This is a genomic window from Pseudomonas sp. R4-15 (assembly GCF_055768815.1).
Genome location: NZ_CM147293.1, coordinates 3,355,679 through 3,368,350, shown reverse-complemented (window position 1 = coordinate 3,368,350; position 12,672 = coordinate 3,355,679). Strand labels below are relative to the sequence as shown.

The window sequence follows — 12,672 nt, the reverse complement described above, 5'->3', positions numbered from 1 at the left end:
CGGAGACCCGACGATGCCCGTTCTCCCCCTGCAGCAACGTCTGCTGATCGGCCTGGCCCTCGCCGTGCTGATGGCGGTCACCCGCGGTCAGCACTTCGCTAGCCTGGATGCCTTGCCCAGTGCGTCCTGGGCGGTGTTCTTCCTCGCCGGCCTCTACCTGCGTGCGGGTTGGGGCTTCGCCGCGCTGTTCGTCGAGGCCTCGTTGCTGGATTGGGCAGCGCTGCGCGGCGGGCAGATCACGGACTGGTGTCTGTCGCCGGCGTACTGGGCCTTGCTGCCAGCCTACGCCTGCCTGTGGGGCGCGGGACGCCTGTTCGCCCAGCGTGCCCAGGGCGAGGCGCGTGACCTGCTGGCGTTGGCCGCGTTGGTCTGCTGCACGGCGTTGTGCGCTTACCTGATCTCCGGCGGCGGTTTCTATTTCCTGTCCGGACATTACCCCCAGGCGGACTTGGCCGGCTTCGTCGCGCGCATTGCCAGTTACTACCCGCGCCAGCTCGGCAACCTCGTGCTGTACCTGGTCGCCGCCGCGATCCTGCACTTGTCGTTGGGACTGCTGGCGCTGCAGCGTCGTGAGGCGCGGGGATGAACACCCCTCGCCGATGCCCGGCGCTGCTGGTCGCGGCGCCCGCCTCGGGGCAGGGCAAGACCACCGTCACCGCCGCCCTGGCGCGCCTGTATCGGCGCCAGGGCCAGCGCGTGCGGGTATTCAAGTGCGGGCCTGATTTTCTCGATCCGATGCTGCTCGAACGCGCCAGCGGCGCCCCGGTGCACAGCCTGGACCTCTGGCTGCTCGGCGAGGCGCAGTGCCGGCGCCTGCTCTGGGACGCGGCCGGGGAGGCCGACCTGATCCTCGTCGAAGGGGTGATGGGGCTCTACGACGGCCAGCCGTCGGCGGCGGACCTCGCCGAGCGATTCGGCCTGCCGGTGCTCGCTGTCATCGATGCCAGCGCCATGGCGCAGACCTTTGCCGCCATGGCGCTGGGCCTGGCGGCCTTTCGCCCGACCCTGCGTTTCGCCGGGGTGATCGCCAATCGTGTCGGCAGCGCGCGCCATGCGCAGTTGCTGCGCGAGGCGATGCCGGCGCACCTGCCTTGGCTCGCGGGGTTGCCGCGCGATGCGGCGTTGACGCTGCCCTCGCGGCACCTGGGCCTGGTGCAGGCGGCGGAAATCGCCGATCTGGAGACGCGCCTGGAAGCCGCCGCCGACGCCCTCGAAGGGCAGGGCATCGGCCTGCCGCCGAGCGTCGACTTCGCCGCCAGCGAGGCGCACGAGCTACCCCAAGTGCTGGCCGGGGTGCGCATCGGCGTGGCGCGGGACGCCGCACTGGGCTTTCTCTACGCGGCCAACCTGGAGCTGTTGCAGACGCTCGGCGCACAGCTGCAGTTCTTCTCGCCGCTGGCGGACGTAAGCCTGCCGGAGGTGGACAGCCTCTACCTGCCCGGCGGTTATCCCGAGCTGCACCTGGCGACCCTGGCAAACAACACGGCGCTGCGCGAGGCGATCCGCGCGCACCACGCCGCCGGACGGCCGATTCTCGCCGAGTGCGGCGGACTGCTCTATCTGCTCGATGAACTGGCCGACCGCGATGGCCAGGTCGCGCCGATGCTCGGGATTCTACCGGGCCGCGCGCGGCTGCAGCCGCGCCTGGCCGGTCTCGGCCTGCAGCAGGTCAGCCTGCCGGAAGGTCGATTGCGCGGACACAGCTTCCACCATTCGCTGCTGGACACGCCCCAGGCGCCGCTGGCGCTGGGCGAGTGTCCGAACGGTGGTCCCACGGCGGAGGCCGTCTATCGTATCGGCCGTACCACCGCCAGTTACATTCACTTCTACCTGCCGTCGGCGCCTTTGGCCGCCGCCGCGTTGCTCAGACCATGAACGATCACGCCTTCAGCGCCCCCGAGCGCGCCGCCCTCTACCGGGTCATCGCCGAACGCCGCGACATGCGCCATTTCAGCGGTGGCGAAATTCCCCGTGAGACGCTCAACCGACTGCTGCAGGCGGCGCACCAGGCGCCGAGTGTCGGCCTGATGCAGCCCTGGCGCTTCATCCGCGTGGCCAGTCGCGCCCGTCGCGAGCTGATTCACCAGTTGGTGGAGAGGGAGCGCCAGCGCACCGCCGAAGCGCTCGGTGCGCGGGGCGAGCGCTTCCTGCGGCTGAAGGTGGAAGGTGTGCTGGAGTGCGCCGAGCTGCTGGTGGCGGCGCTGGGCGATGATCGCGACAAGGAAGTCTTCGGGCGGCGCACGATGCCGCAAATGGACCTCGCCTCGCTCTCCTGCGCCATCCAGAACCTCTGGCTGGCAGCCCGCGCGGAAGGGCTTGGGATGGGCTGGGTCTCGCTGTTCGATCCCCAGGCGCTGGCCGAGCTGCTGGAGCTGCCCGACGGTGCCGAGCCGGTGGCGCTGCTCTGCCTGGGCCCGGTGGATAGCTTCTACGACGAGCCGATGCTGGTACGGCAGGGCTGGCGCCAGCCACGTCCTCTGCAGGAATTGCTCTACGAGGATCGCTGGGGCCAGCCGCTGGGCGACGAGGACGGCCGCTCGTGAGTCTATGGTTGTCCTGCGCCGCGGCACTGGCACTGGATGCCTGGATAGGCGAGCCGCGCCGGCATCACCCGCTGGTGCTCTTCGGGCGCTGGGCGGATGCCCTGCAACGACGCTTCAACGGCGAGGGCGAGGGGCCCGGGCGCGGCTGGCGCAGTCATGGCGTCAGCGCCTGGTGTCTGGCGGTACTGCCCTGGGTGGCGCTGGCCGCCTGGCTGTCCAGCCTGCCGTGGATCGGCCCGTTGCTGGAGATCGTCGCGCTGTACGCGGCCCTTGGCCTGCGCAGCCTCGCCGAACACGCAACCCCCGTGGCCCAGGCACTGCGACTGGGCGACCTGCCGGCGGCGCGGGCGGCCGTGGGGCGGGTGGTCAGCCGCGATACCCACGCGCTGGACGCGGACGGTGTGGCGCGCGCGGCCAGCGAGTCGGTTCTGGAGAATGGTTCCGACGCGGTGTTCGCCGCGCTGTTCTGGTTCGCCGTGGCCGGCGCGCCGGGCGTGGTGCTGTATCGCCTGGCGAACACCCTGGATGCCATGTGGGGCTACCGAACGCCGCGTCTGGAGCGCTTCGGCTGGGCCGCCGCGCGCATCGACGACCTGTTGAATTACCTGCCGGCACGGCTGGTGGCGCTGACCTACGCGCTGCTCGGCCAGACGCGTCTGGCGCTGCGTTGCTGGCGGCGCCAGGCGCCGGCCTGGGACAGCCCCAACGCCGGCCCGGTGATGGCGGCCGGCGCCGGTGCGCTGGGTGTCAGTCTCGGTGGCGCGGCGATCTATCACGGCCAGTTGCACGTCCGTCCGCCGCTGGGCGAAGGCCCGGCGCCGCGTGCGCGGGACATCGAGCGCGCGTTGAATCTGGTCTACCTGGGCGTCGGGCTTTGGTGGCTGGTACTGCTGCTCGGAGGACTGCTGCATGCTTGAGCACGGTGGGCGTCTCGGTCGGGCGGTTCGTGACTACGGCATTCCCCGCGCGGACTGGCTCGACCTGTCCACCGGCATCGCGCCCTGGCCGCTGGCGTTGCCGAATCTGAGCGTGGAGGCCTGGTGTCGCCTGCCGGAAGACGACGACGGCTTGCTGGCCGCCGCTCGCGACTACTACGGCTGTGCCGAGCTGCTGGCGGTATCCGGCTCCCAGGCGGCGATCCAGGCGTTGCCGTCGTTGCGCAAGCGCGCACGGGTGGCGCTGCTGGGGCCCTGCTACGCCGAGCACGAACAGGCCTGGCGCGGCGCCGGGCATGCCGTCGAAGTGCTCGACGAGGCGGGCGCGGAAGCTCGCCTGGACGCCTTCGACGTGCTGGTCGCGGTGAACCCGAACAACCCCACCGGGCGTCTGCTCGAACGCACCCGGTTGCTCGACTGGCACGCGCGGCTGGCGTCACGCGGCGGCTGGCTGCTGGTCGACGAGGCGTTCATGGACGTCGAGCCGGCGCAGAGCCTGGCCGGTGACACCGGTCCGCCGGGGCTGATCGTACTGCGCTCGTTCGGCAAGTTCTTCGGCCTGGCCGGCGCCCGCCTGGGCTTCGTACTGGCCGAGCCGGCGCTGCTCGCGGCGCTTGCCGAGCGTCTGGGTCCGTGGACGGTCAGCGGCCCGGCGCGGGAACTGGGGCGCGTCTGCCTGAGGGATTGCGAGGCCCAGCAGCGGCAGCGCGAGCGCCTGTCACGGGCCTCGGAGCGGCTGCACGCGCTGCTTGCCCGCGAAGGTCTGGAAAGCCACGGCTGCGCGTTGTTCCGCTATATGGTCACGCCCGCGGCGGCCCGCTGGCACGCCGCGCTGGCGCGTCAGGGCGTGCTGCTACGGCTGTTCGAACAACCCACCGCCCTGCGCTTTGGTCTGCCGGCGGACGAGGCGGGCTGGCAGCGCCTGGCCCAGGCTCTGAGCCGTCGCGAGGAATACGCATGGGTACGCTGATGGTGCAGGGCACCACCTCGGATGCTGGCAAGAGTACCCTGGTCACCGCGCTGTGCCGCTGGCTGCATCGCCAGGGCGTTGGCGTAGCGCCCTTCAAGCCGCAGAACATGGCGCTGAACTCGGCGGTGACCGCCGAGGGCGGCGAGATCGGTCGCGCCCAGGCGGTACAGGCTCAGGCCTGCGGGCTGGCGCCGCACATCGACATGAACCCGGTGCTGCTCAAGCCCAACAGCGACATCGGCGCTCAGGTGATCATCCACGGTCAGGCGGTGGGCAACATGGACGCACGGGTGTACCAGCAGTACAAACCCACCGCGATGCAGGCGGTGCTGGCCTCCCACCAGCGCCTGCGCGAGCGCTACGGGGTGGTGCTGGTGGAGGGCGCCGGCTCGCCGGCTGAGATCAACCTGCGTGATCGCGACATCGCCAACATGGGCTTCGCCGAGGCGGTGGACTGCCCGGTGGTCGTCATCGCCGATATCGACAAGGGCGGCGTCTTCGCTCATCTGGTCGGCACCCTGGAACTGCTTTCGGAGAGTGAGCGGGCGCGGGTGAAGGGCTTCGTCATCAACCGCTTTCGTGGCGACATCGCCCTGTTGCAACCGGGCCTGGATTGGCTGGAGCAGCGCACCGGGGTGCCGGTGCTCGGCGTGCTGCCGTACCTGATGGACTTCCATCTGGAAGCCGAGGATGCCGTGGACCGTCGCCAGGCGACCAAGGCTGGCGATGCCCTGCGCGTGGTGGTGCCCGTGCTGCCGCGCATCAGCAACCATACGGATCTGGACCCGTTGCGCCTGCACCCGCAAGTGCAATTGGAATACGTCACGGCGGGGCAGGCCTTGCCGCCGGCGGACCTGATCGTGCTGCCGGGTTCGAAGAGCACCCGCCGCGACCTGGCGTTCCTCCGCGAACAGGGCTGGGATCAAGCGCTGCTCCGTCATCTGCGCTACGGCGGCCGGGTGCTGGGCATCTGCGGTGGTCTGCAGATGCTCGGCAGACGCATCCATGATCCGCTGGGGCTGGAGGGCGAAGCGGGAGAGAGCGCCGGCCTCGGCCTGCTGGACCTGGACACCGAACTGGCGCCGCAGAAGCAACTGCGTAACGTCGCCGGGCGTCTGTGCGCAGGTGGGGAACCGATCGAGGGCTACGAGATCCACGCCGGGGTGACCCGCGGTGAGGGCCTATCGCGGCCACTGGTGCAGTTGGCGGACGGACGTCACGATGGCGCCCGGAGCGCGGACGGCCAGGTCGCCGGCACCTACCTGCACGGGCTCTTCGAGCGCCCGGAAAGCTGCGCCGCGCTGCTGCGCTGGGCCGGGCTGGAAAACGCCGAGGCACCGGACTACCGTGCCCTGCGCGAACGTGACATCGAGCGCTTGGCCGATCAGGTCGAGGCGCACCTGGACGGCGCCGCACTGCGTCGCCTGTGCGGACTGGAGTGACTTCATGCTGGAACTGATCCTCGGTGGCGCCCGCAGCGGCAAGAGCCGCCTGGCCGAACGCCGCGCCGCCGATTCCGGGTTGGCCGTCAGCTACATCGCCACGGCAGCAGCGGGCGACGGCGAGATGGCGGCGCGTATCGCCCATCACCGTGAGCGCCGCCCGCCGCACTGGGCGCTCTGCGAAGAGCCGCTGGCGCTGGCCAGGGTCTTGCGCGAGCAGGCGGCGGCCGACCGCTGCCTGCTGGTGGACTGCCTGACGCTCTGGTTGACCAACTTGCTGCTGGCCGAGCCCGGACGCCTGGAAGCCGAGCGCGATGCGCTGCTTTCGAGCGTGGCGGCGCTGCCGGGGCACGTCATTCTGGTCAGCAACGAAACCGGCCTGGGCGTGGTGCCGCTGGGCGAACTCAGTCGTCGCTACGTCGACGAAGCCGGCTGGCTGCACCAGGCACTCGCCGAGCGCAGCGCGCGAGTCACCTTCTGCGTAGCCGGGTTGCCCATGATCCTAAAGGGGGAAACATGCAATTAAACTGGTGGCAGGCACCGTGCCAGCCGCTCGACGGCATCGCCGCAACGCGCGCCGAGGCGCGCCAGGCACGGCTCACCAAGCCGGCGGGCTCGCTGGGTGAGCTCGAAGCGCTGGCGATCCGTCTGGCGAGCATGCGCGGCAGCGAACGGCCAGAACTGGGACGGCCGTGGATCACGGTCTTCGCCGCCGACCATGGTGTGGTCGCCGAAGGCATTTCCGCGTATCCACAGGAAGTCACCGGGCAGATGCTGCGCAACTACGTGGAAGGGGGCGCAGCCATTTCCGTGCTCGCTCGCCAGCTTGGCGCCGAGCTCGAGGTGGTCGACCTGGGGACCGCGCAACCTCTGGAGCGTCTGCCTGGCGTGCATCATCTGGACATCGGCGCCGGCACCCGCAACTTCGCCGAGGAACCGGCGATGGACCTGACCCAGGGGCTGCTCGCGCTGCAGGTCGGACGGCATTGCGCGCAGCGGGCGTTGGCGGCGGAGGCCGGGTTGTTCATCGGCGGCGAGATGGGCATCGGCAATACCACCAGCGCCGCGGCCCTGGCCTGCGCGTTGCTCGGCTGCGAGCCCACCGAACTGGCCGGTCCGGGCACCGGGCTGGATGCCGCCGGTGTACGGCGCAAGGCCGCGGTCATCGAGCGCGCCCTGGCCCTGCACCAGGCGGCCCTCGACGACCCGCTGCAGGTACTGCTGCACCTGGGTGGCTTCGAGATCGGCGCCTTGGCGGGCGCCTACCTGGGTTGTGCCCAGCAGGGCACGCCGGTGCTCGTCGATGGCTTCATCTGCAGCGTTGCCGCGTTGCTCGCCTGTGCGTTGAATCCGGGTTGCCACGACTGGCTGCTGTTTGCCCACGCCGGCGCCGAGCCGGGCCATGCGCGAGTACTGCGTGCGCTACGCGCCCAGCCGCTGCTGTCCCTTGGCCTGCGCCTGGGCGAAGGCAGCGGCGCGGCGCTGGCGGTGCCGTTGCTGCAGATGGCCTGCGCGCTGCACGGCGAGATGGCGACCTTCGCCGAGGCGGCGGTCTCGGAGCGCGACGCGTGACCCGTATCGAGCTCCTGCGCCACGGCGCCACCGAGGGCGCCGGCGGCTTTCGCGGCAGCCTGGACGAGCCGCTGAGCGAGCAGGGCTGGGCGCAGATGCACGCCGCTGTCGAAGGCGCGGGGCCCTGGGACCTGCTGGTCAGCTCGCCGCTGCAACGCTGCCGGGCCTTCGCCGAAACCCTGGCGGCGCAGCGCGACCTGCCGTTGCGCCTGGAGGCGGACCTGCGCGAGCTGCACTTCGGTGATTGGGAAGGGCGGACGGCGGCGCAACTGATGGAGCGCGATGCCCAGGCGCTGCAACGCTTCTGGGAAGATCCCTATGGCTTCACGCCGCCGGGTGGGGAGCCGATGCAGGACTTCGAGCGCCGCGTGCTGGCCGCTGTACAGCGCCTGCTCGACGAGTACCCCGGCCAGCGCCTGCTGCTCATTGGCCATGGCGGGCCGATGCGCCTGCTGCTGGCGCGGGCGCGGGGGTTGCCGCGCGAGCGTCTGTTGGAAGTGCTGGTCGGGCATGGCGAGCTGCATTCGCTGACGGAGACGGCAACGGCATGACGCCCCTGCTGATCGCCCTGCAATTCCTCACGCGCCTGCCGATTCGCCTGCCGGGCATGCCCGAACCGCAGGCGGTGGGGCACTCGCTGCTCTACTACCCGTTGGTGGGGCTGCTGCTCGGCGGCGTGCTGCTGCTGGCGGCGCTGGCGCTCGCGGGGGTGCAGCCGTGGCTGGCGGCCGCGCTGCTGCTGGCGCTGTGGACGCTGGCGACGGGGGCGTTGCATCTGGATGGTCTGGCGGACAGCACCGACGCCTGGGTCGGAGGCTTCGGCGATCGCGAGCGCACCCTGGCGATCATGAAGGACCCGCGCTGCGGGCCGATGGCGGTGGTCGCGCTGGTCGTGGTGCTGCTGCTCAAGTTCGCCGCCCTGGCCACGCTGCTCGCCGTGGATAGCCTGCAGGCCCTGTGGCTGGCGCCGCTGGTCGGACGCCTGGGGCTGCTCGGCCTGTTCCTCGCTACGCCCTACGTGCGCCAGGGCGGCCTGGGCGAAGCGCTGGCACGGCACCTGCCGCGCGCTCGCGCCCGCGGACTGCTGCTGGCCTGGACGCTCGGTCTGCTCCTGCTCGGCGGCTGGGGCAGTCTGCCTGCGCTGCTGCTGGCCGTGGTCGTGTTCTGGCTGGCGCGCCGCGCGATGCTCGCGCGCCTGGGCGGAACCACCGGCGACACCGCCGGCGCGCTGCTGGAGCTGCTCGAGACCAGCGTGCTGGTGGCCGCCGCGGCGGCGGTTTAACGGTCCGCCCCGACTCGCGGGCTCGATGACGCGAGGATTTGCAGGTACGCCAGCGGTCCTGCCTCACCGCTGAGGCGAGCGATGCGCCCCGCACGCCCGCCGAAGCGCCGCACCCCCACCCCCGGCTCCTGGCCGCGCCCGCGTCAAGGAAGGGACGTCGACGGGCCTTCACGGAACAGGCAGGTGAAACAAACGGCGCCACGGTGTGCTGATTGTTGTCTTGGATTGAATTCACATGTCAATTCAGGGGTATTTATCCCTGTCGCTTGAACAAGAACACTGTGCTCCTGGGCCTTGCCCCTCACTCGATTCGGAGCACCTGCCATGAACACAACGACCCAACCCAACGTCGCTATCGTCACCGGCGCTTCCCGTGGCATCGGCCGGGCCATCGCCCAGCGCCTGGCCGCCGATGGCTTCGCCGTCGCGGTCAACTACGCCGGTAATGCCGCCAAGGCGCAGGAAACCGTCAGCGCCATCGAGGCAGCCGGTGGACGGGCGGTGGCGATCCAGGGTGACATCGGCAATCCGGCCGACGTGCGCGCCCTGTTCGAAGGCGCCCGGCGGGCCTTCGGACGTATCGATGTGGTGGTCAATAGTGCCGGCATCATGCCGATGGCGAGCATCGATGAAGCCAACCTGGCCGATTTCGACAAGGTGATCGCCACCAACCTGCGCGGTGCGTTCCTGGTCTTGGCCCAGGCGGCCGAGAACCTCGGCGAGGGCGGCCGGATCATCGCCCTGTCCACCAGCGTGATCGCCAAGTCGTTCCCCGGCTACGGCCCCTACATCGCGTCGAAGGCCGGCGTCGAGGGCCTGGTGCACGTGCTCGCCAACGAGCTGCGTGGCCGAGGCATCACGGTCAACGCGGTCGCCCCGGGGCCGGTCGGCACCGAGCTGTTCCTCGCCGGCAAGACGGACGAGCAGATCGCCCAGCTCTCCAAGGCCGCGCCGCTGGAGCGGCTGGGCATGCCGGAAGATATTGCCGGCGTCGTGTCGTTCCTGGCCGGCCCGGACGGCGGCTGGGTCAATTCGCAGGTCGTCCGAGCCAACGGCGGCTTCGCCTGAGTTCATCGCGCCGAGGACCATTGCATGAGACACGTCATTCTGATTACGGGCGCTTCCAGCGGGTTTGGCGCGATGAGCGCCCGTGCCCTGGCCGACGCCGGGCATGTGGTCTACGCCAGCATGCGCGATATCGCCGGGCGTAACGCGCCGCAGGTCGCCGCCATCGAGGCCTATGCGCAGGAACACGGCGTCCGCTTGCGCGCCATCGAGCTCGACGTGCAGTCGCAGTCCTCCGCCGACGCGGCAGTCGCACGCATCGTCGCCGAGCAGGGCCACCTGGATGCGCTGATCCACAACGCCGGGCACATGGTGTTCGGTGCCGCCGAGGCGTTCACGCCGGAGCAGTACGCGCAGGTCTATGACATCAATGTGCTCGGCACGCAGCGGGTCAACCGTGCCGCGCTGCCGCACCTGCGCAGGCAGGGCAGGGGGCTGCTGCTTTGGGTCGGCAGCAGCAGCCACCGGGGCGGCACCCCGCCGTTCCTGGCGCCGTACTTCGCCGCCAAGGCCGCCATGGATGCGTTGGCGGTCAGCTACGCCGGCGAACTGGCGCGCTGGGGCATCGAGACCAGCATCGTCGTGCCCGGCGCCTTCACCCAGGGCACCAATCACTTCGTCCACGCTGGCAAGCCGGCCGACGAGGCGCGCCAGGCCGAGTACGACCAGGGTCCCACCCGCGGCCTGGCCGAGGAGGCGCTGAAGAACCTGGCCGCCTGCGAGCCAGCGGACGCCGATCCGGCGAGCGTCGCCCGGGCCATCGTCGAGGTGGTCGGCATGCCGTTCGGTCGTCGGCCGTTCCGGGTGCATGTCGACCCGTCCGACGATGGGTGCGAGGTAGTGGCGGTGGTCGCCGAGCGTATCCGCGCCGAGTTCCTGCGGCGCCTCCAACTGGGTGACCTGCTGTCGCCGCACATCCATTCGCAAACCTAGGGGCCGTCGCCATTTCGCCCCTCGGGCGGCCAGCCGCACCCGGCTTTTCGCTGAGATCCGGCCGGCGCTGAGCGACTTCATCGGCAATCTGCAGGCGCGCGTGGCCGCGGTTGCATCCCAAGCCCCATGAGGAGGGACTCATGATGACGACAGAAACGACGGCAAAAGCATCGGGGCCATCGAGCTCGGCGGGACGTTCGAGCCTGCGGCGGTACGCTTCAGGCTACGAGCCGGTCCTTTATGCCGTGTTGCGAGCGGTGTTCGGCATCGTGCTGTTCACACACGGCCTTCCCAAGGCGCTCGGCATTTCGCATGGTTCCATGAGCGATCCGATGGCGGGATCGATCAACCTGATCCAGAACGTGATGGGGCTGCCTTTCGCGCCGCAACTGGCGTTCCTGGTGATGTTGCTGGAGACCGGTGGCGCCATCCTGCTCGCGCTCGGCTTGTGTACCCGCTTCGTCGCCGTGCTGGTGGCCCTGCAGATGCTGGGCATTTGCTACGCGCTGGGGCCGACCTGGCCCTGGATCGACCGTGGCATCGAGTTTCCGGTGCTCATGGCGTTCCTCGCGCTCTACATGACCGCGCGAGGCGGCGGCGCCTACTCATTGGACTCGCGCGTGTTTCGCCGTACCTGATCCGATCAGGCATGCCGACGCCCTGTCCGCAAAAGGAATCCCCTTGAGAGGGGAAGCCAGGGGCGATTCCTCTCCGCGCAGGGGAGGGACTCGCCACGACACGACGTCGGCTCTGGGGCGGTTCAGCGCGGTGCTCCGATGCTGAACGCACCGAACCGTTCCTCGTAGAGCTTGCCGAGCCAATCGATGAATACGCGTACCCGCGGCGACAACTGCCGATGGTAGGGATACAGCGCTGACAAGGGCATCTCGGGACTGGCCCATGCGCTCAATACCTCGACTAGGCGGCCTGTGCGCAGGTCCTCCTCGACGTGGTAGCGCGGCAACTGGACCAGGCCGCAGCCCCGCAAGGCACAGACGCCATAGCTCTCGGCGTCGTTGGTCGCCATCCAGCCGTCGAGCGTGAAGGTGCGGAGTTGGTCATCGACGATCAGGTCGAGCCCGTAGTCCACCGTGTTCCCACTGGAAAAGAAGCCCACCGCTCGGTGCGCTGAAAGATCATCCGGATGCCGTGGCATGCCGAACTGGGCCAGGTACTCGGGACTGGCGCAGATCACCTGTGGCATCAGTGCGAGTCGTCGCGCCACCAGCGTGGAATCCCTGGGTTCGCCGGCGCGGATCACGCAATCGACCCCTTCGCGAACCAGATCGATCAACCGATCGCCGCTGCTGACCATCAGGTCGATGTCGGGATAGCGCTGGCGGAAGTCATCGATCCTGGGCAGCACGATGTGCGAAGCGTGGACGCTGGACATGTCCACGCGCAGCGTGCCGCGGGGATTGGAAATGACGTTGCGCAACGAGCTTTCGGCGTCGTCCAGTTCGCTCAGCACCTGCACGCATCGCTCATAGAACGCCTGGCCGTCGAGTGTCGGGCGTACCTGCCGCGTAGTGCGATCGAGCAGTCGGGTACTCAACCTGGCTTCCAGCTGCTTGATCGCATGGGTGGCGGTGGCGCGTGGAATCTCCAGCACGGCCGCTGCACGGCTGAAGCTACCCAGCTCCACGATGCGGGTGAACAGTTGCAGGGAATCGAGGCGATCCATGGGGTCGATTGTTGCGTGTGGTTGGATTATTTCGATGATTTAACATCATTTATCCCGCTGGGGTAATCAGACTTCGCGCTCGATGGAAGCTGCGTCTTTTCGAAGCGGGACCGTTCAGTGCTGAGCTGGAGGGCAGCACCTGCTGCTCACACCGTAACTTGTGTAACCCATCCTCCCGGTCCCGTTTGTTACCCATGTTGCCGGTTTGGACAGGGGAGAGGGTGGTCCAGAGGCAAGCAATAGCGT

At 69.5% G+C, this 12,672-nt stretch carries 14 protein-coding genes; 13 read left to right on the top strand and 1 reads right to left on the bottom strand.

The genetic code is table 11. The features are described from left to right. Window positions 1–13 precede the first annotated feature (13 nt). From ACYRGX_RS16025 to ACYRGX_RS15965, 13 genes are all read left to right on the top strand, one after another. Entirely contained in the window at window positions 14–586 is a 573-nt protein-coding gene (locus ACYRGX_RS16025) for a hypothetical protein (RefSeq protein ID WP_473053450.1), read from the top strand. Beyond that, window positions 583–1,875 carry a cobyrinate a,c-diamide synthase gene (locus tag ACYRGX_RS16020; RefSeq protein WP_473053449.1) on the top strand — a complete coding sequence of 431 codons (1,293 nt, stop codon included), beginning with the start codon at window positions 583–585 and terminating at the stop codon, window positions 1,873–1,875. Before ACYRGX_RS16025 ends, ACYRGX_RS16020 begins: the two co-directional genes overlap by 4 nt. After that, window positions 1,872–2,543 (top strand): 5,6-dimethylbenzimidazole synthase, encoded by a 672-nt coding sequence (gene bluB / locus ACYRGX_RS16015; protein ID WP_473053448.1) that lies wholly within the window; start codon window positions 1,872–1,874, stop codon window positions 2,541–2,543. The genes ACYRGX_RS16020 and bluB overlap by 4 nt, the downstream gene beginning before the upstream one ends. Continuing rightward, window positions 2,540–3,460 (top strand): adenosylcobinamide-phosphate synthase CbiB, encoded by a 921-nt coding sequence (gene cbiB, locus ACYRGX_RS16010; protein WP_473053447.1) that lies wholly within the window; start codon window positions 2,540–2,542, stop codon window positions 3,458–3,460. The genes bluB and cbiB overlap by 4 nt, the downstream gene beginning before the upstream one ends. After that, the gene (gene cobD / locus ACYRGX_RS16005; RefSeq protein WP_473053446.1) at window positions 3,453–4,448 is read left to right on the top strand and encodes a threonine-phosphate decarboxylase CobD; all 996 of its coding nucleotides are present in this window, start codon (window positions 3,453–3,455) and stop codon (window positions 4,446–4,448) included. The genes cbiB and cobD overlap by 8 nt, the downstream gene beginning before the upstream one ends. Then, complete coding sequence (locus ACYRGX_RS16000; RefSeq protein WP_473053445.1) at window positions 4,436–5,890, top strand: cobyric acid synthase; 1,455 nt, start codon at window positions 4,436–4,438, stop codon at window positions 5,888–5,890. The genes cobD and ACYRGX_RS16000 overlap by 13 nt, the downstream gene beginning before the upstream one ends. A gap of 4 nt (window positions 5,891–5,894) precedes the next feature. Further along, entirely contained in the window at window positions 5,895–6,416 is a 522-nt protein-coding gene (gene cobU, locus ACYRGX_RS15995; RefSeq protein ID WP_473053444.1) for a bifunctional adenosylcobinamide kinase/adenosylcobinamide-phosphate guanylyltransferase, read from the top strand. Continuing rightward, window positions 6,407–7,462, top strand: a complete 1,056-nt coding sequence (gene cobT, locus ACYRGX_RS15990; RefSeq protein WP_473053443.1) for a nicotinate-nucleotide--dimethylbenzimidazole phosphoribosyltransferase — start codon at window positions 6,407–6,409, stop codon at window positions 7,460–7,462. Before cobU ends, cobT begins: the two co-directional genes overlap by 10 nt. After that, window positions 7,459–8,013 (top strand): alpha-ribazole phosphatase family protein, encoded by a 555-nt coding sequence (cobC, locus tag ACYRGX_RS15985; RefSeq protein WP_473053442.1) that lies wholly within the window; start codon window positions 7,459–7,461, stop codon window positions 8,011–8,013. Before cobT ends, cobC begins: the two co-directional genes overlap by 4 nt. Then, window positions 8,010–8,744 (top strand): adenosylcobinamide-GDP ribazoletransferase, encoded by a 735-nt coding sequence (locus ACYRGX_RS15980; protein ID WP_473053441.1) that lies wholly within the window; start codon window positions 8,010–8,012, stop codon window positions 8,742–8,744. The genes cobC and ACYRGX_RS15980 overlap by 4 nt, the downstream gene beginning before the upstream one ends. 324 nt (window positions 8,745–9,068) lie before the next feature. Continuing rightward, window positions 9,069–9,812: an SDR family oxidoreductase gene (locus ACYRGX_RS15975; protein ID WP_473053440.1), complete on the top strand. Its 744-nt coding sequence runs from the start codon at window positions 9,069–9,071 to the stop codon at window positions 9,810–9,812. 24 nt (window positions 9,813–9,836) lie between these two features. Continuing rightward, window positions 9,837–10,742 carry an SDR family oxidoreductase gene (locus ACYRGX_RS15970; RefSeq protein WP_473053439.1) on the top strand — a complete coding sequence of 302 codons (906 nt, stop codon included), beginning with the start codon at window positions 9,837–9,839 and terminating at the stop codon, window positions 10,740–10,742. 140 nt (window positions 10,743–10,882) lie between these two features. Next, window positions 10,883–11,380 (top strand): DoxX family protein, encoded by a 498-nt coding sequence (locus ACYRGX_RS15965; protein WP_473053438.1) that lies wholly within the window; start codon window positions 10,883–10,885, stop codon window positions 11,378–11,380. Between the two features lie 122 nt (window positions 11,381–11,502). Here ACYRGX_RS15965 and ACYRGX_RS15960 read toward each other — a convergent pair whose 3' ends face one another. After that, window positions 11,503–12,426, bottom strand: a complete 924-nt coding sequence (locus ACYRGX_RS15960) for a LysR family transcriptional regulator (protein ID WP_473053437.1) — start codon at window positions 12,424–12,426, stop codon at window positions 11,503–11,505. Between the last annotated feature and the right edge of the window lie 246 nt (window positions 12,427–12,672).

Excerpts from the sequence above, each read along its gene's own strand:
- ACYRGX_RS16025 (WP_473053450.1), top strand. The coding sequence starts at position 14 with ATGCCCGTTCTCCCCCTGCAGCAACGTCTGCTGATCGGCCTGGCCCTC.
- ACYRGX_RS16020 (WP_473053449.1), top strand. The coding sequence starts at position 583 with ATGAACACCCCTCGCCGATGCCCGGCGCTGCTGGTCGCGGCGCCCGCC.
- bluB (WP_473053448.1), top strand. The coding sequence starts at position 1,872 with ATGAACGATCACGCCTTCAGCGCCCCCGAGCGCGCCGCCCTCTACCGG.
- cobD (WP_473053446.1), top strand. The coding sequence starts at position 3,453 with ATGCTTGAGCACGGTGGGCGTCTCGGTCGGGCGGTTCGTGACTACGGC.
- ACYRGX_RS16000 (WP_473053445.1), top strand. The coding sequence starts at position 4,436 with ATGGGTACGCTGATGGTGCAGGGCACCACCTCGGATGCTGGCAAGAGT.
- cobU (WP_473053444.1), top strand. The coding sequence starts at position 5,895 with ATGCTGGAACTGATCCTCGGTGGCGCCCGCAGCGGCAAGAGCCGCCTG.
- cobT (WP_473053443.1), top strand. The coding sequence starts at position 6,407 with ATGCAATTAAACTGGTGGCAGGCACCGTGCCAGCCGCTCGACGGCATC.
- ACYRGX_RS15980 (WP_473053441.1), top strand. The coding sequence starts at position 8,010 with ATGACGCCCCTGCTGATCGCCCTGCAATTCCTCACGCGCCTGCCGATT.
- ACYRGX_RS15975 (WP_473053440.1), top strand. The coding sequence starts at position 9,069 with ATGAACACAACGACCCAACCCAACGTCGCTATCGTCACCGGCGCTTCC.
- ACYRGX_RS15970 (WP_473053439.1), top strand. The coding sequence starts at position 9,837 with ATGAGACACGTCATTCTGATTACGGGCGCTTCCAGCGGGTTTGGCGCG.
- ACYRGX_RS15965 (WP_473053438.1), top strand. The coding sequence starts at position 10,883 with ATGATGACGACAGAAACGACGGCAAAAGCATCGGGGCCATCGAGCTCG.
- ACYRGX_RS15960 (WP_473053437.1), bottom strand. The coding sequence starts at position 12,426 with ATGGATCGCCTCGATTCCCTGCAACTGTTCACCCGCATCGTGGAGCTG.